The sequence below is a fragment of the Mesorhizobium sp. B2-5-11 genome, from assembly GCF_006440835.1.
In the GTDB taxonomy this organism is placed as follows: Bacteria; Pseudomonadota; Alphaproteobacteria; order Rhizobiales; family Rhizobiaceae; genus Mesorhizobium.
Genome location: NZ_VFUK01000007.1, coordinates 77,486 through 100,412 on the forward strand (window position 1 = coordinate 77,486; position 22,927 = coordinate 100,412).

The 22,927-nt window shown below is 62.1% G+C and carries 23 protein-coding genes; 12 read left to right on the top strand and 11 right to left on the bottom strand.

Annotated features, from left to right (window positions below):
• Positions 1–84: 84 nt before the first annotated feature.
• Positions 85–2,196, top strand: coding sequence for a catalase (locus FJ490_RS21800; protein WP_140729446.1), 2,112 nt, complete (start codon positions 85–87; stop codon positions 2,194–2,196).
• Positions 2,197–2,265: 69 nt separating this feature from the next.
• Here FJ490_RS21800 and FJ490_RS21805 read toward each other — a convergent pair whose 3' ends face one another.
• Together FJ490_RS21805 and FJ490_RS21810 are read right to left on the bottom strand one after the other, a co-directional pair.
• Positions 2,266–2,754 (bottom strand): hypothetical protein, encoded by a 489-nt coding sequence (locus FJ490_RS21805; protein ID WP_140497376.1) that lies wholly within the window; start codon positions 2,752–2,754, stop codon positions 2,266–2,268.
• Between the two features lie 85 nt (positions 2,755–2,839).
• Positions 2,840–4,135: an Nramp family divalent metal transporter gene (locus FJ490_RS21810; protein ID WP_140663360.1), complete on the bottom strand. Its 1,296-nt coding sequence runs from the start codon at positions 4,133–4,135 to the stop codon at positions 2,840–2,842.
• A gap of 178 nt (positions 4,136–4,313) precedes the next feature.
• On the opposite strand from FJ490_RS21810, the gene FJ490_RS32770 reads away from it, so the two are divergent.
• Positions 4,314–4,490 carry a hypothetical protein gene (locus FJ490_RS32770; protein ID WP_181165409.1) on the top strand — a complete coding sequence of 59 codons (177 nt, stop codon included), beginning with the start codon at positions 4,314–4,316 and terminating at the stop codon, positions 4,488–4,490.
• Positions 4,491–4,541: 51 nt separating this feature from the next.
• Here the strand turns inward: FJ490_RS32770 and FJ490_RS21820 are convergent, their stop codons facing one another.
• Positions 4,542–4,853, bottom strand: a complete 312-nt coding sequence (locus FJ490_RS21820) for a hypothetical protein (protein WP_140623812.1) — start codon at positions 4,851–4,853, stop codon at positions 4,542–4,544.
• Positions 4,854–4,980: 127 nt separating this feature from the next.
• On the opposite strand from FJ490_RS21820, the gene coxB reads away from it, so the two are divergent.
• From coxB to FJ490_RS32780, 6 genes are all read left to right on the top strand, one after another.
• Complete coding sequence (coxB, locus tag FJ490_RS21825; protein WP_246672819.1) at positions 4,981–6,195, top strand: cytochrome c oxidase subunit II; 1,215 nt, start codon at positions 4,981–4,983, stop codon at positions 6,193–6,195.
• A complete protein-coding gene (ctaD, locus tag FJ490_RS21830) occupies positions 6,192–8,135 on the top strand; it encodes a cytochrome c oxidase subunit I (protein ID WP_140729445.1) in 1,944 nt (647 codons plus the stop codon). The genes coxB and ctaD overlap by 4 nt, the downstream gene beginning before the upstream one ends.
• Positions 8,132–8,734 (top strand): cytochrome c oxidase subunit 3, encoded by a 603-nt coding sequence (locus tag FJ490_RS21835; protein WP_140497367.1) that lies wholly within the window; start codon positions 8,132–8,134, stop codon positions 8,732–8,734. The genes ctaD and FJ490_RS21835 overlap by 4 nt, the downstream gene beginning before the upstream one ends.
• Position 8,735: 1 nt before the next feature.
• A complete protein-coding gene (locus tag FJ490_RS21840; RefSeq protein ID WP_140497365.1) occupies positions 8,736–9,077 on the top strand; it encodes a hypothetical protein in 342 nt (113 codons plus the stop codon).
• Between the two features lie 107 nt (positions 9,078–9,184).
• Positions 9,185–9,598: a c-type cytochrome gene (locus tag FJ490_RS32775; RefSeq protein WP_181165410.1), complete on the top strand. Its 414-nt coding sequence runs from the start codon at positions 9,185–9,187 to the stop codon at positions 9,596–9,598.
• A 90-nt stretch (positions 9,599–9,688) separates the two neighbouring features.
• On the top strand, positions 9,689–10,555 hold the full coding sequence (locus FJ490_RS32780; RefSeq protein WP_348640096.1) for a cytochrome c: 867 nt from the start codon (positions 9,689–9,691) through the stop codon (positions 10,553–10,555).
• A 58-nt stretch (positions 10,556–10,613) separates the two neighbouring features.
• Here FJ490_RS32780 and FJ490_RS21850 read toward each other — a convergent pair whose 3' ends face one another.
• Entirely contained in the window at positions 10,614–11,552 is a 939-nt protein-coding gene (locus tag FJ490_RS21850) for a LysR family transcriptional regulator (protein ID WP_140623821.1), read from the bottom strand.
• A gap of 125 nt (positions 11,553–11,677) precedes the next feature.
• Between FJ490_RS21850 and FJ490_RS21855 the strand changes: the two genes are divergently transcribed.
• The 3 genes from FJ490_RS21855 (at position 11,678) to FJ490_RS21865 (ending at position 13,971) form a co-directional block, all read left to right on the top strand.
• Complete coding sequence (locus tag FJ490_RS21855) at positions 11,678–11,890, top strand: 4-oxalocrotonate tautomerase family protein (RefSeq protein ID WP_140497359.1); 213 nt, start codon at positions 11,678–11,680, stop codon at positions 11,888–11,890.
• Between the two features lie 33 nt (positions 11,891–11,923).
• Positions 11,924–12,664: an SDR family oxidoreductase gene (locus FJ490_RS21860; RefSeq protein ID WP_140497357.1), complete on the top strand. Its 741-nt coding sequence runs from the start codon at positions 11,924–11,926 to the stop codon at positions 12,662–12,664.
• A gap of 395 nt (positions 12,665–13,059) precedes the next feature.
• A complete protein-coding gene (locus FJ490_RS21865; RefSeq protein ID WP_140555693.1) occupies positions 13,060–13,971 on the top strand; it encodes an alpha/beta hydrolase in 912 nt (303 codons plus the stop codon).
• 143 nt (positions 13,972–14,114) lie between these two features.
• Here the strand turns inward: FJ490_RS21865 and FJ490_RS21870 are convergent, their stop codons facing one another.
• From FJ490_RS21870 to FJ490_RS21900, 7 genes are all read right to left on the bottom strand, one after another.
• Entirely contained in the window at positions 14,115–15,641 is a 1,527-nt protein-coding gene (locus FJ490_RS21870; protein ID WP_140729444.1) for a M81 family metallopeptidase, read from the bottom strand.
• 9 nt (positions 15,642–15,650) lie between these two features.
• Positions 15,651–16,601, bottom strand: coding sequence for an ATP-binding cassette domain-containing protein (locus tag FJ490_RS21875; RefSeq protein ID WP_140729443.1), 951 nt, complete (start codon positions 16,599–16,601; stop codon positions 15,651–15,653).
• Entirely contained in the window at positions 16,598–17,515 is a 918-nt protein-coding gene (locus tag FJ490_RS21880; RefSeq protein ID WP_140497349.1) for an ABC transporter ATP-binding protein, read from the bottom strand. Before FJ490_RS21880 ends, FJ490_RS21875 begins: the two co-directional genes overlap by 4 nt.
• Positions 17,512–18,333 carry an ABC transporter permease gene (locus FJ490_RS21885; RefSeq protein WP_140497347.1) on the bottom strand — a complete coding sequence of 274 codons (822 nt, stop codon included), beginning with the start codon at positions 18,331–18,333 and terminating at the stop codon, positions 17,512–17,514. The genes FJ490_RS21880 and FJ490_RS21885 overlap by 4 nt, the downstream gene beginning before the upstream one ends.
• A 3-nt stretch (positions 18,334–18,336) precedes the next feature.
• Positions 18,337–19,272 (bottom strand): ABC transporter permease, encoded by a 936-nt coding sequence (locus tag FJ490_RS21890; protein ID WP_140729442.1) that lies wholly within the window; start codon positions 19,270–19,272, stop codon positions 18,337–18,339.
• A 111-nt stretch (positions 19,273–19,383) separates the two neighbouring features.
• Complete coding sequence (locus FJ490_RS21895; RefSeq protein ID WP_140515182.1) at positions 19,384–20,976, bottom strand: ABC transporter substrate-binding protein; 1,593 nt, start codon at positions 20,974–20,976, stop codon at positions 19,384–19,386.
• A gap of 67 nt (positions 20,977–21,043) precedes the next feature.
• Entirely contained in the window at positions 21,044–22,483 is a 1,440-nt protein-coding gene (locus tag FJ490_RS21900) for an amidohydrolase (RefSeq protein WP_246672820.1), read from the bottom strand.
• Between FJ490_RS21900 and FJ490_RS33165 the strand changes: the two genes are divergently transcribed.
• The gene (locus FJ490_RS33165) at positions 22,454–22,891 is read left to right on the top strand and encodes a hypothetical protein (protein ID WP_224519091.1); all 438 of its coding nucleotides are present in this window, start codon (positions 22,454–22,456) and stop codon (positions 22,889–22,891) included. The two genes, FJ490_RS21900 and FJ490_RS33165, sit on opposite strands and share 30 nt — an antisense overlap.
• Positions 22,892–22,927: the final 36 nt, after the last annotated feature.

Genomic DNA, 22,927 nt, shown 5'->3' on the forward strand with positions numbered 1-22,927 from the left:
CCGTTGTGCGGGAACAAAGCCATGCACCGGCAGTTCGGCGCCTTGAGCCAAGTCAGCCCACGGGCGTCAATCGAGGAAAAAATCATGGCCAAATCCGCACACCGTTCAGCTCCCAAATCGGCGCGTATGCACGATCAGAATGCCGCGCGCGGAAATGGCGGCGAATTGCACCAGATCGCGGAAGCCGACACGCCTGTTCTCACGACTGCCCTGGGAACGCCTGTCTCCGACGACCAGAACACATTGCGGATTGGCGAGCGCGGACCGTCTCTGATCGAGGACTCCCACTTTCGCGACAAGATCTTCCACTTCGATCACGAACGCATCCCGGAAAGGGTGGTGCATGCCCGCGGTTACGGCGCTCATGGCTATTTCGAGACCTACGAATCGCTGGCCAAATACACGCGTGCCGACATTTTCCAGCGCGCCGGCGAAAAGACGCCTGCCTTCGTGCGGTTCTCGACAGTTGCCGGCAACAAGGGCTCGTTCGACCTCGCCCGAGACGTGCGCGGCTTTGCCGTCAAGCTCTATACCAAAGAAGGCAATTGGGACCTCGTCGGCAACAATATTCCCGTGTTCTTCATCCAGGACGCCATCAAATTTCCGGACCTCATCCATGCTGCCAAGCAGGAGCCAGACCGGGCTTTCCCGCAGGCCCAGACCGCACATGACAATTTCTGGGATTTCATCAGCCTGATGCCGGAATCGATGCACATGGTCATGTGGATCATGTCGGATCGAGCGATACCGCGCTCCTTCCGTTTCATGCAAGGCTTTGGCGTCCATACGTTCCGCCTCGTCAATGCCGACGACGAATCCACATTCGTCAAATTCATCTGGAAGCCGAAACTCGGCATGCAGTCGGTGATCTGGAACGAAGCGGTCAAGATCAATGGCGCCGATCCCGACTTCCACCGCCGCGACCTGTGGGAAGCGATCCAGTCAGGAAACTTCCCGGAATGGGAGCTGACGGTGCAATTGTTCGACCAGGATTTTGCCGACAGCTTCGACTTCGACATCTTGGACGCCACGAAGATCATCCCTGAAGAGATCATCGAGCCAATCCCGGTCGGGCGGCTGGTGCTCGACCGCATGCCGGAGAATTTCTTCGCCGAGACCGAGCAGGTTGCATTCATGACCCAGAACGTGCCGCCCGGGATCGACTTCTCCAACGACCCGCTTCTGCAGGGCCGCAACTTCTCCTACCTCGACACCCAGTTGAAGCGGCTGGGCAGCCCGAACTTCACCCATATTCCGATCAACGCTCCGAAATGCCCCTTCGCACATTTTCAGCAGGACGGGCACATGGCCATGCACAACCCGGTCGGCCGCGCCAACTATGAGCCGAATTCGTGGGGCTCGGGTCCCCGCGAGGATCCGCAACGCGGCTTCCGCTCTTTCGCCGACGCCGAAGAGGGGCAGAAGGTGCGTCTGCGGGCGGAGAGCTTCGCCGACCACTACAGCCAGGCGCGGCAATTCTTCAACAGCCAGACAGCGCCGGAGCAACGCCATATCGCCACGGCGCTGACATTCGAATTGAGCAAGGTGCAGGCACCGGCGATCCGCGAACGCATGGTGGCGCATCTGCTGAACATAGACGAAACGCTGGCGACTCAAGTCGCCGACAAGCTTGGCATTCGAAACATGCCCGACCCCGCCGAGGCCGCCGTCCCGCCGCGCGACGACCTGCCGCCGTCTCCGGCTCTCAGCATTATCGAGAACGGCCCCGACAGTTTCAAAGGCCGCAAGGTCGGCGTCTTGCTGAGCGACGGGGCCGACACGGCCCTTTTCGAACAACTTCGCTCGGCCATCGAAACGGAAGGCGCGGTCATGGAGGTGATAGCGCCCAAGGTGGGCGGCGTCGAGGCCGCAGACGGCACCCACATCGAAGCCAGACACATGATCGACGGCGGTCCGTCGGTCCTGTTCGACGCCGTGGTACTGCTCCTGTCCGAGCCGGGCGCCGAGTTGCTGGTCAAGGAGGCAGCCGCGAAGGACTTCGTGTCGGATGCCTTTGCGCATTGCAAATTCATCGGCTTCACACCGGGAGCCGCGCCTCTCCTGGCCAAGGCAGGCGTCGCAGCCGATGCCGATGAGGGATTGATGCGGCTGGACTCCGCAGCCTCCGCCAACACATTCGTGCAGGCTTGCCGCGAGCTGCGGCTGTGGGCCCGGGAAGCGGCCGTCAAGCTGTGACGCTATCGACCGGCACGGATTCCCGTCCGTGAGCGGCGGTTCGGCCAGCGGGATTCCAGTCGGTGCGGGCTAGGGGCGGTCTTGCTCCTTGGCCTCCCGCTGTTTTCTCAGCACTTCGTCGGTTCCGACCAGCTTCTTGGCTCCGCCTGGAATGGAGGTGGACACCACTGCTGGCGGGTCGCTTGCGGGAAAGGAATCTTCCAGACCGGCCTGCAGCTGATCCTCCAGCGTTTGCGGCTCTTCCGAGCGGCCGGGGGTTCTGCGGTCCTCTATCTTTTCCAGCGGTTGCTTCTTATCCGGCGATTCGTTCGCGTTCCTGATCCAGGCATAAAGCTGTTCGATCGCGAATTCCTTGATTGCCTCGAAATCGGCTCGATCGTCCTTGGTCGCCTCGATCTGATCGACCATGGCTTTCTCGAACCGGGCAAGGCTATCACCCCCGCAGGCCCGGGAAAGACGCAACAATGCCTCATGCAGCATCATCGGGGCGAAACGAGCCGAAGCCTCGAGTCTCAGTTGCTCTAGATGCTCTTGAGTGGCGGCTTGGAGCTTTGACATGGACAGCCCTTTCTCTCACACGCATTTCAACGAGAGTTGACCGTGGATGTTCCACTGCGCCTGAACGTCCTTCCGCGCCGGCGAACTACATGAACCAGGTCGCCACCAGTCCCGCGGACGCCGCAAAGACCGCTATGGTCGTCACGCCGCCCAGAATGTTGGTGGCCCTGCTGTTGACCTTGTCGCCCATGATCTTGCGATTGTTGGTCATGATGAGCATGAGAAGCAGCAGAGGTGGCGTCGAAAAACCCTGCACGATGCCGGACCAGACCAAGGCTTTCATCGGGTTGAAGCCAAAGAAATTGAGACCCACCGCCACCAGGGTGATCACTCCCGTCGCGATGTAGAATTTGGGCGCATGCCGGGGCTTGGCGTTCAAGCCATTCTTCCACCCCATGGCCTGCGCGAAATCGAAAGCGGCGCCGGCCGTCATGACCGGCACCGCCAGGAAGCCGACGCCGATCACCCCGGCCGCAAAGAGAATTCCGGCCGCGTCGCCCGCAAGCGGCCGCAGCGCTTCGGCCGCCTGCGCTGCCGTTTCGATCTGGGTATGCCCCGCCTCGTACAGCGTCGATCCGGTCGAAAGGATGATGAAATACATGATCAGGTTGGAAAAGATCATGCCGATCAGGATATCGCGCCGGGACCGGCGGAGTTCACCCTCGGTGGCTCCCTTGCGCTCTTCGAGGCTCGTCCTGCCCTTGGCGATCTCCTCCTCCACCTCCTGATTGGACTGCCAGGTGTAGAGATAGGCGGACAGCGTCGTGCCGATGATGGCGACGATGATGGACAGATATTCGCGGCTGAACTCGATTTTCGGCAGCAAGGTGCCGCGCAGCACCGAGACCACATCCGGCTTGGCGAGCACAGCGGAGACCACATAGGCGAGCAGGGCCAGTGCCAACCATCGGAATATGTTGCGGATTAGCTTGTAGGATCCGAACATCTGCAAGGCAAGAATAATCATCGCGACACCGATGACGACCGAGTTTGAAGGCAGCGGAACGAACAGCACGACAGCCGCCGACATCGCGCCAAGGTCGGCGGCTGCCTCGATCGTGTTGCCGATCAGCACGCCCACCAGCACGGACCACAGCAGCCAACGCGGATAGAAATCGGAAATGACCTTGAAAAGACCACGGCCCGACACCTGGCCAAGTTTGGACGAGAGATAGACGACGATGTACATCATCGGGAGAGTGACAGGAGCCGTCCACAAAAGGTCGGGCCCGAACCGGGCTCCGGCACTCGCATAGGTGCCAATGGCCGAGCAATCGTCGTCAGCCGCCCCAGTGATCAGTCCGAGCCCGAGAGCGCGTGTGATGCCGCCGTCTTTTCGCTCTCCCTCGCTTCGGCCGGCATCGTCAGCTGCTCCACTCATGGGAGATGCGTGTCCAACGAGGCCACACGGGAAAAAATCATGTCGATTGTTCCGACCAAGTGCCGATGCCGAGATTGAGGTTCGAACCTCCGGTCAAGCTTTTTGTTCCTGTGGAAGCCAACCGCCAATGAAACGCAGCGCCCGCCTTGGCCGTTGATGCGGCTGGAGCCGCATCGCCTTGAAGATCGACATGGATATGCCTGGGGCCGACGGTCGAAAAGAGTGCGGTGAGGCTCTTCACCCGCACCTTCCCCTAGCCGGCCTGATCTATGGCGGGGCGGCGCTGCTCATGGCGACCCTCTGGATCCGGGAAAGCGGAAAGCGGCAGGCCCGACACGACCTGCGTGCCGTCTGACACCGAAGAATCGAAACAAAAAGCCAACCGCGGGGCGATCCACAGCCGCTGTCAGGCGGAACCTCGTCCCGGTAATTGCGTCTCTTCGCTGACCTGCTTCCGCAGTTCCTCACGCGCGCGTTCCACCTGGCCCTCGCGCGCGGATTGCGAGGCGCTGCGCCCCGACCGATCCAGCCTGTCCAACTCGTGCTCGACCGTTTGGCGAGAGCCCTCCGCCGGATCCTCTTCCGGATGGCTGTCCGCAGCCTGTTCCTGCCGCGTCTCTTCCCTGCCTCGGCGGTCGTTGCGCGTCGCGTCCTGGCTGCGATCGTCCTTGCCTGCGACGCTTCGATTTCCGCCGGCCGTTTTGTCTGTGTTGCTCATGGCTAGTTCCTAAGTTTCGCGGCGTGGAACCGTCCGATGCGCGTCCCGCGCCTTTGCCTGGAGAAACGGACATATCCGCCATTTGGTTGCGCTCCCGGCGCGCAAGCATCGGCCCGGCGCCAATCGCATGGCGGAGAAAAGCCGGCCATCGTTGCCAAGCATCCTTTTGCAGCGATTCGCGTTATCGCCTTGGCATCCATGGGGATTTCACATGGCAAGATGCACGGGCCCGTCCATCCGCCTGCGGCAACGGCGGCAATGGCCCATTGCGTCCGCCTTTGCACGTCCAGCTCGAAGCACGTCCGGCAGCCGTCTTCCAGGCGTCCTGAGATGGCTCGGCCTCGCGTCGACAGTGGTCTCGGCACCGGTCCTGAGCGGGTGCAGCGGCTGGCAATCCGCACTCCATGCACATGGTGCGAATGCCCGTGCGATTCTCGATCTCATCTGGTCTTTTGGCGCGGTGGCGGCGATCACCTGGGTGCTCGTCATGCTGGCCCTGGCAATGGCGCTTCTCCATCACCGCGGGGCGCAAGCAGCGTCCCCCCCGCTAGGCATCGACAGCCATCAGGAACGCCGGTTTGGCCGCGCGGTCGGAAGCGCCGTCGCGGCGACCGTGCTGGTTCTCGCCGCGCTGACGATAACGAGCTTTTTCGCCGGCAAATCCATCGCCTCGATGAGCGGAAAGGAGACACTCACGGTCCGCATCACAGGGCATCAATGGTGGTGGGAGATACGCTATCCCAAAGATGATCGGTCGCGGATGATGGTCACGGCGAACGAAATCCATGTCCCCGTTGGCGAGCCGGTCAAGGTCGAGCTCGATTCGACCGATGTCATTCACAGCTTTTGGGTGCCAAGCCTCGCCGGCAAACGGGACCTCATTCCGGGCCGGCCAAGCGAGATCACGCTCATTGCCGACCGGCCCGGTATCTATCGCGGCCAGTGCGCCGAGTTCTGCGGCTACCAGCATGCTCACATGGCCGTCACCGTCATCGCGGAAAGCCGCGAAGCGTTCGAGGCATGGCGGTCCAGACAAGACGCCGCCGCCATCGCGCCTGCCAGCGAGGAGGAACGCCGCGGCCAGCGGGCTTTTCTTTCCACCGGTTGCGCGCTCTGCCACACGCTAAGGGGGACGCCGGCCAAGGGAGCGGTCGGGCCCGACCTTACCCATCTCGCAAACCGGCGTGCATTGGCCGCCGACACGCTGGCCATGACACCCGGCGCGCTCGCCGCGTGGATAGCCGATCCGCAATCCATAAAACCCGGCGCGAAGATGCCGCGCATTGCTCTCAGCGCCGACGATCTTCGTGCGGTCGTCGCCTATCTTGGAAGTCTTGAATGAGTGGCGTTGCCGGGAAGACGGCTAGGCAAAAACAGGAAGCGGCCCTGAAAGGCATCCGCGACACCGGGCTCGACGAGGCAAGACTGCACGACTATCTGGCGCATGCCTGGCGGACGCCGAACGGCCTCTATGGTTGGCTGGTCACGGTCGACCACAAGCTGATCGCCCGGCGCTATATGGTGACGGCCTTCCTGTTCCTCGCCCTTGCAGGCCTGTCGGCACTTGCCATGCGGTTCCAGCTTGCCACGCCGGAGGCACGCCATATCGGCCCCGATCTCTACAACCAGCTCTTCACCATGCATGGCACGACGATGATGTTCCTGTTCGCCGTACCGGTTATGGAAGCGTTCGCCATCTACCTGGTGCCGCTGATGATCGGCACCCGAAACGTCGCCTTCCCGCGGCTCAACGCCTTCAGCTACTGGGTCTATCTCTCCGGTGGGTTGATGATCTGGATCGCCTTCGCTTTCGACACCGGCGCGGATGCCGGCTGGTTTTCCTACGCGCCGCTCGCCGGACCTGAATATGGGATCGGCAAGCGCCCCGATTTCTGGGCGCAGATGGTGACCTACACCGAAGTGTCCGCACTCGCGGTCGCCGTCGAGATCATCGCGACTGTGTTCAAGCAGCGCGCCCCTGGCATGTCGCTCGATCGCATCCCGCTCTATGTCTGGTCAGTCCTCGTCATGGCTTTCATCATATTGTTCGCCATGCCCGCGGTGATGGTGTCGAGCACCATGCTGATCCTCGACCGGCTGGTCGGCACCAGGTTCTTCGACCCGGTGGCGGGGGGCGACGCACTGCTCTGGCAGCACCTGTTCTGGTTCTTCGGCCACCCGGAGGTCTATATCATCTTCATTCCCGCGACCGGCTTCGTCTCGGCTATCCTGCCAAGCTTCGTGCGCCGTCCGGTCTTCGGCTATCTCGGGATCGTGCTGTCGCTGATCGCGATCGGCTTTCTTTCCTTCGGCCTGTGGGTGCACCATATGTTCGCCACGGGCCTGCCGCAGCTCGGCGAAAGCTTCTTCACCGCCTCCTCGATGATGATCGCCATTCCGAGCGGCATCCAGATCTTCTGCTGGATCGCGACGATCTGGGGCGGCCGGCCGATTTTTGCCACGCCGCTGCTTTTCGTGCTCGGCTTCATTTTCACCTTCGTGATTGGCGGGCTGACCGGAGTCATGGTCGCCTCGGTGCCGCTCGACCTGCAGGTGCACGACACTTATTTCGTCGTCGCGCATTTCCACTATGTGCTGGTCGGCGGCGCCGTCTTCCCCCTGCTCGGCGCCGTCTACTACTGGTTTCCCAAGATCACTGGCCGCATGCTGTCCGAAAGGCTCGGCCGCTGGAATTTCTGGCTTGTCTTCATCGGCTTCAATCTCACCTTCTTCCCGATGCACATCCTTGGCTTGCAAGGCATGCCGCGGCGCGTCTACACCTATCCGCCGGCGAGCGGCTGGGGCGGCACGAACCTGTTCATCAGCATCTCGTCGCTGGTGGTGTTCGCCGGCTTCGCGCTTCTCGTCCTGAACATGCTGCTCAGCCTTCGCAACGGTCGCCTCGCGGGAGACAATCCCTGGGGGGCGAGCACACTGGAATGGGCAACGACGTCACCGCCGGCTTCCTACGATTTTTCGCGCCTGCCAGTGGTGACCCATCGCGAGCCGCTCTGGGCCGAACCCGACATACTCCCGGTGGTCGAGGGCCTGCGCGTCGATGCGCGCGAAGTGCTTGCCGGCACGGTCGCCGATGCGGTGCCGCAACTGCGCGTGCCATCGGCCGACAATTCGATCTGGCCGCTGCTCTCGGCCATCGCCGTGGGTGGCGCGTTTCTGGGCTCAATATACACGCCATGGGCGGTGGTCTGGGGCGCGATACCGGTCTCGATCGGCTTTATCTGCTGGTTCTGGCCGAAAGGCGAGCCGGAGGACGAAGAATGAGACACCGGCCAACCGTCGACGTCAGCCACCTGCCCACCTATGATTTTGGATCGGCAAGCCCGATCTGGTGGGGAACGGTGGCCTTCATCGCCCTTGAAGCAACCGGTTTTGCCCTGGCGATCGGTACCTATTTCTACCTGGCTGTGCAGGCGCGGCATTGGCCGATCGGAGCGCCGGCACCCGATCTCCTGCCGGGCACGGCAATATTGATTATTCTGCTTGCCAGCGCCGTCCCCAACCGTCTGATCGATCTTTGGGCGCGGCGGCAGGACCTTGTGAAGGTGCGCATCGGCATCGTCGTCATGTCGATCGCCGGAATTCTTCCCCTGATCGTGCGCATCTGGGAATTTCCCGCGCTCCGGATCTCCTGGGACCAGAACGCCTACGGGTCGATCGTCTGGCTCCTGCTCGGCCTGCACACGACACACCTCCTCACCGATGTCGGGGACACGATCGTGCTCGCGGTTCTCATGTTCACCAAGAAAGGCAACACCGGACGCCACTTCAGCGACGTGTCGGACAATGCCTTCTACTGGGACTTCGTGGTCGTCTCATGGGTCGTGCTCTATCTCGTAATTTACTGGGTTCCGAGGATGTAACATGCAGGCGATCCGCACGGGCGTTTCCTGGGCAGGCATGGCCACCGGACCAACGGCGTGGGCGATATCGCTGCAGCTCGACTATTCAATCGCATATTGGCAATGCGACGCCGGGTTTCGGCCCACTGTTCTGTTCTCGCTGACAGGCGCCGCCGTCGCGGCGCTGGGCGTCCTGTCGTCATGGCGCGCCGTTCATGATCCAGGGCACGGCACGAGCCCGCCCCTGAAGGCGCGCACGCGCGCGTTTCTGGCCAGGACTTCGGTAGGCATCGGGGCCCTGTTCACGCTCGTCATGCTGGCGCAAATGGCGGCCGGATTGATCTTCAGCGGATGCGAACTGTGACTGTGCAGCGGAGCCGACGAGCGGTCATCCGCCATGGGCAGCGTTTGCGGTGGCCTGCTGCGAGCGTTCCGTTCCTCGCCGTTCTCCTACGTGTAGTCGCGGCCGTCATGGCGTCGCTGGCGCCTGGCACGCCGCTGCGGGCGAACGAGATCCAGAAAGGCGAATATCTTGCCCGAGCCGCCGATTGCGTCGGCTGCCACACGTCCAATCCGAGCCGGCCTTTCGCCGGAGGCTATCGGGTGCCGACGCCGTTCGGCGATGTCTATTCCACCAACATCACACCGGACCTCGACACAGGCATCGGGCGCTATTCCGCCGACGAATTCGTGCGAGCCGTGCAGAAAGGCGTCAGACGCGACGGGGCCGATCTCTATCCCGCCATGCCATATGACAGCTTCGTCGGGATGAATCGCGAGGATGTGCTCGCGATCCGAGCCTACCTGCTCACGACCGCGCCGATTTCTCAGCCGCCGCCGCCAAACATACTGCCCTTTCCATTTAACCAGCGCTGGACGCTCTAGTTGTGGAAACTTGCCAACCTCCACGCCGGCGGCTTCGGACCAAATCCAAGCCGAACCGGCGCATGGAACAGGGGCGCCTACCTGGTGGAGGTGCTTGGCCACTGCGGCGCCTGCCACACTCCAAGGAATACGACGTTCGGCATGGATGAAGATCGCAAGCTTGCCGGCGGCAGCGCCGGTATCTGGCAGGCGTTCAACATCAGCGGCGACAAGATCGCGGGCATAGGCGGCTGGAGCGATGAGGAGCTGTTTCGGTTTCTCAAGACCGGCGCCATGCCTGGAAAGGCATATGCGGGCGGTCCGATGGCGGAAACGGTCATGAACAGTCTGCAATATCTTTCGGACGACGACATTCATGCCATCGTCGCCTATCTCAGGACCGTGCCCGCCCAATCGGGAGACGAGAAGCGGCCGCGCTTCGCGTGGACCAATCCGCCCGCAGCCGCCCGCGATGCCGGGACGAAGACCAGCGTGGAGGGCAGCGGGGTCGCGGTGGGCGACGATCTCTACCGGTCGCTCTGCTCGGGATGTCATGGCCTGAATGGAGGCGGATCGGCGGATGGCACCTATCCATCACTGACCAACAACAGCACTCTCGGCGTAACCTCGCCTGAGAATGTCGTCATGACCATCCTTGAAGGCGTCAAGGCAGGCGGTGTCGCGGGCCGCAAATCGATGGCGGCCTTTGACGGCTGGCTGGACGACGGCCAGGTGGCGGCCCTTGCAAACTATGTGACAGCGCGCTTCGGAAACCCGCAAGTCAGCGTCACGGCAGCCGATGTGCGCCAGATGCGGGCAGGCTCGACGACAGAGCAGACGGTGCTGGTTTTGGCGGCCCAGGGGCTGGTGGGGGGCGGCATCGTATTTGTGCTTGGTCTAGCGCTTCTGCTCGCCAGACGCCTTGGCCTGAGAAGGCACCAGAGGCATCTCACATTCGTGTCAAGGGGCAGGCCATGAGACGGTGTGCCGAAGCGTGGCGGACCTGTTCCGCCTTTCCGTGCAACGATGAACTGCCTCAGCTTGATATCTCGACCGAGCCCTTCTGAGAGGAACTCCCGGCAACGCCGCGAGGGGCCCGAAAAACCTCCGCCAGCCAATCAATGAACACCCTGATCCGCGAAGACAGATGGCGGCTCTGGGGATAGAGCACGGATACGGGTATCGGCGGTGGTGGGAAGGCTTCCAGTATCGGAACCAATTGCCCGGTGGCGATCTGATGCTCTACGCGATAACGCGGGACCTGTATCAACCCGAGCCCGGCGACGCCGGAGGCCGTGTAGATTTCGGCGCCCCGGACGACGATATCGTAGGGTAGTGGAACCTCCCTTGCCGCGCCGTCCATCTCGAATTCCAGCGGGTACGGCTGCCCTGTCGCGGAGGCGGTATAGGCAACCATGTGATGGCCGCCGAGATCATCCGGTGTCGAAGGGACGCCGTAACGTTCAAGATAGGCTGGGCTCGCCAGGGTGAGTTGCTCGAATGCGGTTATTCGGCGACCGATCAGAGACGAGTCGGACAGCTCGCCGGCTCGCACGACGCAATCGACGCCTTCAGTGATGAGGTCGACCATCCGGTCGCCTTCGCTGAGGCTGAGCGAGATGCCGGGATAGCGCGTGATGAACTCGGGCAAGGCGGGCATGACGAAAAACCGCGCGATGGTCCCCTGCATATCCACACGAAGCGGACCCTTGGGTTCAGCATTCCTGAAGACGCTCTCCACCTCATCCAGGTCCGCAAGGAGCCGGATGCAGCGTTCATGGTAGAGTGCGCCATCGAGCGTCGGCCTCACATTTCGGGTTGTCCGTTCGAGGAGCCGAACGCCGAGATCCGCTTCCAGGCGCTGGATCGCATGAGTGGCAGTGGGCCGCGGAACCTGCAGGTCCCGCGAGGCCTGGGCAAAGCTCCCACGCTCGACGATCCTGACGAAGAGCCGCATGACGTCGATACGATCCATGACCATCTCGTAGTCGATTGTTATGGTTTTTGAAATGGTGATGTTGAAATCGGCTTTCTAGTGCTGGTTTTAAAAACGGCTACCTTCACACCATTCAAGTCCTCAGATCGACAGGAGTGAAGATCATGCCTTTCGTCAATTTCAAGGTCCCCGAGGCGGCGCTGAACCGGGCCCAGAAAGAAGAGATCGTCCATCGGGCCACCGCGATGCTCGTGGAATATTTCTCCGAGGCCGCTCGGCCGCATACCATGGTCCTGATCGAGGAGGTCAAGGACGGCGGTTACGCCCGCGCCGACGAGGTCTTCGTGATCCCGCAGGAATATCGAGCGAAGGATTGATATCGGCAACAACACGGCAAAGGAACAACCACAATGACCACCTCAACGAATAGGGTTGCAATCGTCACGGGAGCCTCTCGCGGCATCGGAGCGGCCATCGCCCGCCGGCTGGCGAGCGACGGCCTCACGGTCGTGGTCAACTATGCAGGTAGCACCAAAGCGGCCGCCAAGCTGGTGGATGAGATCGAAAAGGCCGGCGGTCGGGCCACCTCCTTCCAGGCCGATGTCAGCGACCCGCAAGCTGTGAGACGGATGTTCGATTCCGCCGAAGCGGCCCATGGCGGCGTCGACGTGCTGGTGAACAATGCCGGCATCATGAAGCTCGCACCGGTCGCTCAATTTGATGATGCGACTTTCGATCAGACCATCGCGATCAATCTCAAGGGCACGTTCAACGGCCTTCGCGAGGCGGCGAGGCGCCTGCGCGACGGCGGCCGCATCGTGAACTTCTCGACCAGCGTCGTCGGACTCTATCAGCCGACCTATGGCGTTTATGCGGCCACCAAGGCCGCGGTCGAAGCGCTCACCCACATTGTGGCGAAGGAGTTGGGATCCCGCGCCATCACGGTCAACGCGGTTGCGCCGGGGCCGGTGGCCACCGAGCTTTTTCTCGAAGGCAAGGATCAGGCTACGCTCGATCGTATCAAACAGATGAACCCGCTCGGCCGTCTGGGCGAGGTCGACGACATCGCGCGCGTCGTCTCCCTGCTGGTTGGACCGGACAGCGGCTGGATCAACGGCCAGATCGTCCGAGCGAATGGCGGGGTCATCTGAGGAACAGGATCATGAAGCAAGTCCGGCTCGGATAGGGGAAGGCTTTCCGTGAACGGGCTGCCTCGGACGGAGGTCGACAAGAGCGGCCTGATGGTCGCATGCCAAGGAACCCGATCGCGCCGTCCTCGTTGGGCAGGGATGCAGACCCACGCGCGCTTCATCATGCCGTCAACCGCGGCCACAAATGCTCGACATCGCCTTTCTGGAGGAAGGCGCGAAGCATGACACAGCGGCTTTGCTGCTGCACGGCTGGCCTGACGACGCTACCACCTGGGTTTCTGTCGCCGAGAGATTGTCCAGGGCCGGAATTCGCACCATCGCACCATGGCTGAGAGTTTCGGTCCGACCCGCTTCCTGTCGGATTCCTCGACAAGTCTCTGGATACGGAGGACGAGATGATTGCGAACTGGACTCTGCCTGAACGCTTCATCTACCGCGGTCATGCGATCGCCTGGGGCACGCTCGGCGAGGGACAGGCTGCGATCCTCCTGCACGGCTCGCCATTTTCCTCGCTGGTGTGGCGGCGAATTGCACCGTGGCTCGCGCGGCACCGTCGGGTTTTCTTTTATGATTTGCTGGGTTTCGGGCAGTCCGACAAGCCGGACGCCGACGTCCTGCATGGTCTTCAGAATGGACTTTTCGCGGCGCTGGTAAAGCACTGGGGTATAGAGCGCCCGGACGTCGTCGCGCATGACTTTGGCGGGTCTGCCGCGCTGCGCGCCCATCTCATGGACGGCATCGACTACAGCAGCCTGATGCTGATCGATCCTGTCGCAATCAGCCCGCAGGGATCCGCGCTGGTGCAGGCGGCCAAGGTGCACCAAGACGTTTTTGCCGGTCTTCCAGCCTATATCCATGAAGCCGTCCTGCGCGCGTATATCGGTGCCGCAGCGAAGCACAAATTGCGCGAAGAGGAGATGCGGCTTTATCTCCAGCCTTGGCTTAGCGAGGAGGGCAAGAAGGCGTTCTGGCGCCAGGTGGCGCAGATGGACGACAAGTACAGCGAAGAGGTCGAGGACCGCTACGGTGAAATCCGCTGCCCCGTGAGCATTCTTTGGGGCGCCGAGGATGAATTTATCCCGTTGAAAGATGGTGAAGAACTCGCGCGGCGCATCCCAAACGCTCCATTCATTGTCGTACCGGATGCGAAGCATCTTGTTCAGGAGGACGCGCCAGAGGCTATCACCGCAGCCGTTCTCGACTTCTGGCACCGGGACGGCGCGCGTCACGATGCAGCGCGGACGCCGCCGTTTTCCGAGCCTCGAAGAACGGCCCGGGCAGGCCCGCAGGCCGGAGCGAATAGATGAGCTGAAGCGTATCGGCGATGTCTGTGACTTGACGGTCGATGATCGATCGCACCGCCGTCGCCACGCAGGGCCTGCGAAGAGTGCGCTCGCTGTCAGCATTCGCATCCAGGAAGGGGCCGTCTGCACTGGCCCGCTTTGGTAATTTAGAATGTGTCGACCAAGGGACGAACGAAGCGCTCGAAATCCTTGTCGAGCGGCCAGAGCGGGCGCGGCGCGTGGATATAGGGGCGCCGCTCTGCCCGCGGCGTTGCCAGCGCGCCTGCATCGCAGACGATGACCTTGCCCGATATCGGCTCGAATGCCGCCCGGAAATGCTGCATCGATTTCAGGACCAACACGCGGCGAGCCGTCGGTTCTATCCCGAAAGCGCGCAATTGCTGAAGGTCGACCATCTGCTGCGCTTCTGAAACGACCAGGACTTCGATCCCGTCGACGTCGATTACGGCGGTGGGGCCGAAACTATGGGTGAGCCCGCCCTGAATCGGTCCGTCGCCGACATAGGCGCCGTCCGAAAGCCTAGTCAGCACACCCGTCACCGTCAGCGGGCCGCCGCCGAAGTTGGCGTCGCCCTTGCCGCCAATCGTCACCGTCACGGTTTCGCCTTGCCGGTGACGGTGCAATTCATTTGCCGCTTGAGGATCGATCATCGGCGCGAGTACCGCACCCTTTACTCCCGCATCAAGCAGGCCCTTCAACAGCGCGGTCGAGTCGCCGTAGGAACCGGCGCCGGGATTGTCGGCGTAATCGGCGATGACAAGTGGCTTGTCGCCGCGCCAGGCATGCGCCTCGGCAGCAGCCTCGTCGACCTCGATGAAAACATTGCGCTTCCTGGTACGGCCCTGCCAGATCTTGTCCGCAATTTCCTCTGTCACACGCATGGCGGCTGGCTTGGCGCCGGGATCACGGCTGTCATAGGTTGCGAGCACGGTGGGACCGACGCAGGACACGTCGGCGCCCGTGAAGGCTGCATTGACGGAAACCGCGAGCAAGCCCTCGGCCTCGGCCTCGCGGGCGCGGTCATAAAGGGCCAGCGTCTCGGGAATGTCGGTGCGGCCGGAATTCGCTTCGTCCAGCATCGGCACATGCGCCCTGACGGTCCGGGGCGCGATTTCACCTTTCATTGCGCGATCCAGGATACGGGCGGCATGCGCGCCGATTTCGCGCATGTCCACATGCGGATAGGTCTTGTAGGAGACAAGGATCTGCGCGTCCCGGACCATGTCTTCCGACACCATCGCATGAAGATCGAGCGTTACCGCGATAGGAATGTCCGCTCCAAGTTCGGCCCGCAGAAGGCCTAGCAGATACCCTTCCCCGTCCGGGCAAAACTCAGGCACCATCGAGCCATGAAGTCCAAGCAGCACTCCGTCGAGGCGGCTCTTGTTCGAACGCGCTGCCTCCAGGATAATACCGGCGATGTGGTCATAGGCAGCTTTCGTCACCCGCCCCCCGGGCACGGCATGTGCCGAAATCGCGTGGATCACGTTCCAGCCCGCCGGTTCCGCCACATCCATGAATCCGGCAAGTTCGGTATTGGCGTTGCGCCGGGCGTGGATCGCGTCGTCGCCAAGGAGAAGCGTGTCCACCTGAAACTGCGGCAAGTCGGTACGGAAGCGCGAGAACGTATTGCTCTCGTGCATGAATTCGCAGGTAAGGACATTGAAGGTCATGGGCAATTCCTATTGCGCGAGACGCACGCGATGACCGCGGCCGATCTCGACAAGCTCGCTTGACTCGGGTTCTTCGTCGGGGTCCGGACGGCGCGAAATGTCGGGCGAAAAGCGGGCGGCGTCTGGGACGAAGGCAGCATCCGGCAAGGCGCGTGCCCCGGTCAGGATCGCGTCGGGATCGGGAACCGAACCGATCAGGCGACGCGTGTAGGGATGCGTCGGGCGGCTGAAAATCGAATGCCAGTCACCCTCTTCCACCACGCGGCCGAAATACATCACGGCAACCCGGTCGCTGACATGCTCGACCACGCTCAGATCATGGGAGATCATGATGTAGCTCAAGCCCAGCGTTTCCTGCAGGTCCATCAGCAGGTTGATGATCTGCGCCTGGATGGACACGTCCAACGCCGACACCGGCTCGTCCAGCACCAGGATCTTCGGATCGAGCATCAACGCCCGCGCGATGCCGATCCGCTGGCGCTGCCCGCCGGAGAATTCATGCGGATAACGGTCAGCGTGATCGGGCGTCAGGCCGACGCGGGTCAGCATCTCGGCGACGCGGTGGCTGGCCTCGCTTCCCCTGGCGATTCCATGCAGGGAAAGCTGCGAGGACAGCATGCGACCGATGGTCTGGCGCGGATTCAGCGACGCATACGGGTCCTGAAACACCATCTGAGCGATGCGCGCGCGCTCCTTGCGGGCGGGAGCGCCAGGGCCTGCCAACGGCTTGCCCTGGAACAGTATCTTTCCCGAAGTCGGCTCCTGCAGGCCCATCACGGTCAGCGCGGTGGTGGATTTTCCGCAGCCGGATTCACCGACGATGGACAGGCACTCTCCGTCGTTCAGGGTCAGATTCACGCCCTGAACGGCACGAAGCGTCCGCTTTGGCCCCAACAGCGAGCGACGCGGCAGCGGGAAATGGACGTTGAGGTCGCGGATTTCCAGAAGAGGCTGGTTCATGCGGTCGCCTCCAGACCAAGGCCGCGCGGCGTGGTCAGCGTCGGTGCGTCGCGTCCACGCTCCTCGCTGCCCACGACCTGGTCCAGTTCGGTCAGGCGGGCGCGTCCAACCAGCGTTCGCGACCCCAGGCGAGGGCGTGCCGCGAGCAGGCCTCGGGTATAGGGATGCAGCGGATTTTCGAACAGAGCCTTGGTGTCCTGCTCCTCGACGAGCCGCCCCCGGTCCATGACCCCGACGCGCCGGCACATATTGGCGATCACGCCCAAATCGTGACTGACCAGCAGCACGGCCGTTCCTTCAGCCGTGCAAAGCTCGGCAAGCAATTCCAGGACGCCTGCCTGGACCGTCACATCAAGTGCGGTGGTCGGCTCGTCCGCAATCAGCAGGTCGGGACGGCAGGCCAGTGCAATGGCGACCATGACGCGCTGGCGCATCCCTCCCGACAGTTGATGGGGGTAGGACAGGGCGCGTTCCTCGGGCGCCGGCACACGAACACTTTCCAGTGCCTCGACGGCTTTCCTGCGCGCATCCGACCACCCGAAGCCCCTGTGAACGACGAACATTTCCGCGATCTGACGGCCAATCGCCATCAGCGGATTGAGCGCCGTCATGGGCTCTTGAAACACCATCGCCATACGGTCGCCGCGCAGACGGCGCCTGGCGCGGCTGCCAAGCTTCAACACGTCCTGGCTCCGGAAGAAGATCGAGCCGCCGGTCACCTCCAGCGGGCGTTTAAGCAACCCCATCACCGAAAGGCCGGTGATGCTTTTGCCCGAACCGGATTCGCCGACAAGTCCGTAAGTTTCCCCAGGCAGGATATCGAAAGACACGCCGTGAAGGATTTCGTTCCGCTTGCCGACGCCGATGCGCAAGTCGCGGATGGACAGAACAGGGTCGGGAAGAATGCCGCTCATGCCTGCCTTATCCTCATATGCGGATCCAGCATGTCGCGCAGCCCGTCACCGAGCAGATTGAAGCCAAGGACCGTGGCGAAGATTGCGAGGCCGGGGAACAGCGAGGCCCAGGGGGCGGTGCGGATCAGTTCGCGCGCGTCGGTCAGCATGTTCCCCCAGCTCGGCTGCGGTGGCCGGATGCCGACGCCGAGGAAAGACAGTGCAGCTTCCGCCAGAACCGCGCCGCCGATGCCAAGTGTCGCGATGACCAGCACCGGACCGACGATATTCGGCAGTATCTGCGTGCGCATGATGTTGGCGTCGCTGAAGCCGGCCGCCCTGGCGGCCTGCACGAAGCCCTGATTCTTGAGCGACAAGGTGGAGCTGCGGGCGATGCGGCAGGTCCAGGACCAGTTGGTCAGGCCCAATGCGATCAGGAGACTTGGCAAGCCGGGTCCCAACACCGCCATGATGGCGAGCGCGAAGACCAGGGATGGGATCGCCAGCATGACGTTGGTCAGCCCGTTCACCAGGTCGTCCCACCAGCCTCCGAAATAACCGGCCGAAACCCCAAGCGCCATACCGATGCACGAGTTGATCAACTGCGAAACGAGGCCGACGGTCAGCGACACCCTGGCGCCGTAGAGGATACGGGAAAAGACGTCGCGACCCTGCCCGTCCGTGCCCAAAAGATGGTCCCAGCTCGGCGGCATTTCAGAATTCATCAGGTCGGCGTCGAATATCGGGTTGTACGGGGCAATCCAGCCGGCGCTGACGGCTGCGGCGACCACGAGCAACGCCAGCGCCAGGCCAAGGGCGAAATTGAAACGCAACCGCATGGATCAGGCCACCTTGATGCGCGGGTCGATCATGGCATAGGCGATATCGACCAGCATGTTGATGACAAGGAACCACAACACGATCACGATGACCGTACCCTGAACCACGGGAATGTCGCGTGCCGACACGCTGTCGACCAGAAGCGACCCGATCCCTGGCCAGGAAAACAGTTTCTCGATCACGATCGCCTGCCCCATGAGCGAACCGATCTGAAGGCCAAGCGTGGTCAAGATCAACACCAGCACGTTGCGGGTGACGTGACTGCGCACCAGACGCGGTTCGGTCAACCCTTTGGCTCGCGCCGTTCGCACGAAATCCGCGTTCATCACGTCCAGAACGCCAGCGCGGGTGGTTCGCGCCAAGAGCGCCATCGGCGATACGCCGAGCGCGATGGCAGGCAATATGATGTAGCGGATGCCGCCGGGCTGGTAGCCGAAGCTCGGCAGCAGACCGAGCTGCAGCGCAAAGACGTACATTAGCAGCAAACCTAGCCAGAATTCGGGAACCGACAGGCCGGAAACCGCCAGCATCATCGTGCCGGTGTCCAACACGCTGCCGGGCTTCAGCGCGGCCAGAAATCCCAGAGGAATACCGACTGCCGCGGCAAAGCCCATCGCCGCCAGCGCCAGTTTGATCGAAGGCCAGAGCCGCGGCTCGATCACGTTCCACACCGGTTCGCGGGTGCGGTAGGAAATTCCAAGGTCGAAATGCGCCAGCCCCCACAGATAGTCCCACAGGCGGACCGGCAGAGGCTTGTCCAGCCCGAACTGCTCGTTCAGATGCGCCATCACATCGGCATTCGTGGCGTTGCGCCCCTCCGACATCAGGCTCGATATGAAGCTGCCGGGGACGACGCTGAACATCACGAAAATGATCAGCACGACCGCCAGCAGGGTCGGGATCATCTGCAGCGTGCGACGAAAGATGAAGCGCGACATCCGCGAATCCTGCCTTTCAACAACTGGGCGCCATGCGGCGGGCGAGGAGTGGGCGCCATGCGGTGGGCGGGGCCGTACAAACCGGTCCCGCCCGCCAGCCATGCCATCGCGCTACTTGCGTGATGCGGGTGCGCTGTCGTCGATCCAGATGTCCTCGTAATCCTGGATAGCCAGTTCCGCGCCGTTCGGCTTCAGCCCGTGGACCCATGGCTGGTAGGCCATGACGGCCTTGTTGTAATTGAAGAACCAGACCGGAGCCTCGTCCTGCAGCAGGTTGTTGGCTTGCCTCAGAAGATCGTTCTGTTTGGCCGGATCGGTTTCGTTGCCTGCCTGCTCGATCAGCTTGTCGAAGTCGGCATTGTTGAACTTGACGTAGTTGCAGGCGGTTTGCGATGTCTTCGAATAGAAGCAGTTCAGATATTTCAGTGGATCCGGGCCCGACGAGTTCGACCAGATAAAGGCATCAAAATTGTCGGACAGGATCTTGTCGGACAGGACCGAGCTTTCCACCGGGTCGGTCGTCACGGTGACGCCCACCTTGGCCAGCATCGGGATGATCGCCTCGACGATCGGCAGGCCCCAGCTTTCGTTCGAGGTCGCGGTGACCGAGAACTTCAGACCGGTCTCGAACCCTGCCTCCTTCAGCAGTTCCTTGGCCTTTTCCGGATCATAGGCATAGGGCTTGGCGTCCTTGTCGAAGGCCGGCGATGAAATCGGCAGCCAGGAGACCGCGGGATAAGCCTTGTTCTTCAAGAGCTTCTCGACAATCAGGTCCTTGTTGATCGCATAATTGATCGCCTGCCGGACGCGCTTGTCCTTGAATGCCTCGACCTTCGGATTGAAGCCGATATTGCGGGTGTAGACTTCGGCCACCTCAAGGATGTGATCCTTCAGCGCCGGATCCTGGCTGTAGGCCTCATACTGCACAGGGCCGAGAACGTTGGTATCGATCTCCGCGTTGCGGAAGGCGACGTCGCGAGCCGAAGCTTCGCCCATCAGCATGATGTCGAGCTTGTCGAGATGCGGCTTGCCCTTCTCATAATAGCCGTCGAACTTCTCCAGTTCGACCTTCGAGCCCGCAACGTAATTGGCGAGCTTGAACGGGCCAAGGCCGTTCGGCTTGGAGGCCAGCTGATCCTCCGGATAGTCCTTGGAGTAGATCGGCGCATAGTTGGACATCAGGTTCCAGCCCGGATCGGCCAGGTTGATGAAGGTGATTTCGATGGTCCTGTCGTCGATCTTCTTCAACCCGGAAATATGATCGGCCTTGCCTGCCTGAAATTCGGCGACGCCGGCGATCTGCAACATCTGCTCGGCGCCCGGCAGGGCCTTCTTGGGATCGGCAAGACGGTTGTAGGACCAGATCACGTCATCGGCGTCGAGCTTGTCGCCATTGTGAAAGGTCGCTTCCCGGAGCTTGTAGGTATAGGTCTTGCCATCCGCCGACTTCTCTACCGTTTCGGCGAGGTCGAGCTCAGGCTTGCCGCTTTCCGGGTTCCATTTGTAGAGGGAGCGGTTGATCGCTTTGGCCACGATCTCGTCTTGCGTATGCGGTGTCGCCGTGATGTCCAGCGATGTGATGGAGTTGCCATAGGGCGCGGTGAACACCAATTTCCCCCCATCCTTCGGTGTGGCGTCCTGCGCCAGCGCGGCGGTCGCCGTTCCAAGCGCAAGCGCCGCGATCAAGCCAAGTCTGTTCAACATCCCTCAATTCCTCCCTGTGGTTCGTTGTTGATTTCCTGTCAGAGACGGGCCCAACCGGCATCCCGCCTCAACTTCCTTCATAGACGATGCGCCCATCCAGAATTGTCATCTCACAGCGCGTTTCACGCAGGATTGTCTCCGGTGTGGCCGTCAGGAGGTCGTTGGAGAACACGGCGATGTCCGCGAGCATTCCAGGCTCCAACCGGCCCTTCACCATTTCCGCGCCCTGGGAGTAGGCACCGTGTTCGGTATAGGCGCGCAACGCCTGTTCGGACGTCAGTTTTTCGGAAGCGTCCATTACCGTGCCCTTGTGCGTCTTGCGCGTCAGCATGGCGTAGAGGTCCGGGAAGGGATTGGGCGAACAGACCGGCGAGTCGCTGCCGGTGGACGGCTTCATGCCGAGGCGATCCCAGGTTCCGATCGGATAGGAGCGCAACCCGCGCTCCGGCCCGAGAACAGAGACGTAGGCGTCGCCGAAATCATAGATGAAGGCCTGCTGCGGCGCAGGCAGGATGCCTGCCTTCAACATCCGCTGATTGATGGCATCATCGGCATAGCCGCAATGCTCGATCCGGTGCCGGTGCTTGTGATCCGGCCTGGCGGCGCGCACACGTTCATAAGCGCGCACGAGCTGGTCGATGGCGGCATCGCCAATGCCATGGCAGACCATGGTGTAGCCCATTGCGGTGTAGCGGTCGACCAGTTCGAACAATTGAGCGTCTGGCAGCATCCGGACACCGAAATTGTCAGGCTGGTCAATATATGGCTGGCGCATCCAGGCCGTGCGTCCGCCGGCCGAGCCGTCCGTGAATATCTTTACGCCGCCTATGCGGAACATGTCGCTGCCGACCCCGGTAACGAGACCCGCGGCATGGCAAGGCTCGACGATGGACGAACCGGGGTCGCCCAGAAGTGTTGCCCAGACCCGTACCGGGAGCCGGCCGCTGCGCTCGGCCTCATGATAAGCCTCGATCTCGGTCATACCGTCGATCTGGCCAGTGGCCGCGTCCATGCAGGACGTTATGCCGAACCGCAGAAGGTCACGGCCCCCCGCTTCGATAGCATCGAGTATCTCGGCGAAAGAGGGTGTCGGCTGGACGTCGTAGACGAGGGTCTGGGCGTTCTCAGCCAGCATTCCGGTCAGTTGCCCGGCCTCGCGCCCGATGAGGCCACCATCCGGATCTGGCGTGTCGACATCGATTCCCGCCAGCGCCAGCGCCAGCGAATTCACGACAGTGACATGGCCGCAGGCGCGCGTGACCGAAACGGGATGATCGGGTAGGGCGGCGTCCAGCTCCTTCACGGTGGGCATCAGTGCGTCGGGATAGCGGGTCTGGTCAAAACCGCGCGCGGTCACCCATGCGCCTTTGGGCGTTTCGGCGGCCCGTGCCCGCAGCGCAGCCATCAGCGCGTCGCGGGTCGGCGCGGCATCCGGCGTCGCATCGACCTTGCCACGCAGGAGCCCCGTCGAGATCAGATGCAGGTGCGCATCGTTCAGACCGGGCATTGCGAAGCGCCCGGCCAGATCCACGACCCTCGTGCCCTTTCCGATCAGGGGCTTGATATCGGCGTTGGAGCCACTGGCCACGACCTGGTTGCCCAAGACCGCAATCGCCTCCGCGATCGGATTTCCGTAACCGGTCCAAATCTTGCCGCCATGCAAAACGAGATCGGCTTGGTTCTGCGAATTCATGCTGCCTTTTCTTCTCCCCCGGCGTTCACGGACGTCGCCGACATAGATTTGACTTTGAGTGGCATTCCGTTTCGTGTGCGGTCAGATTCTTCTCCCGCGCTCGACGTCACGTTCCCCTGCCACCGGCTCCAGTTGCCAGCTTTTTCGTTTTGCAGACGTTGGGGCGTCGGCGATCACAAGGCCAATTCGGTTTTCGCAATCAAGCATGCAAAATTTGCATAACATTGCAATTATAATGAAATATGCTCCCATTGCGGC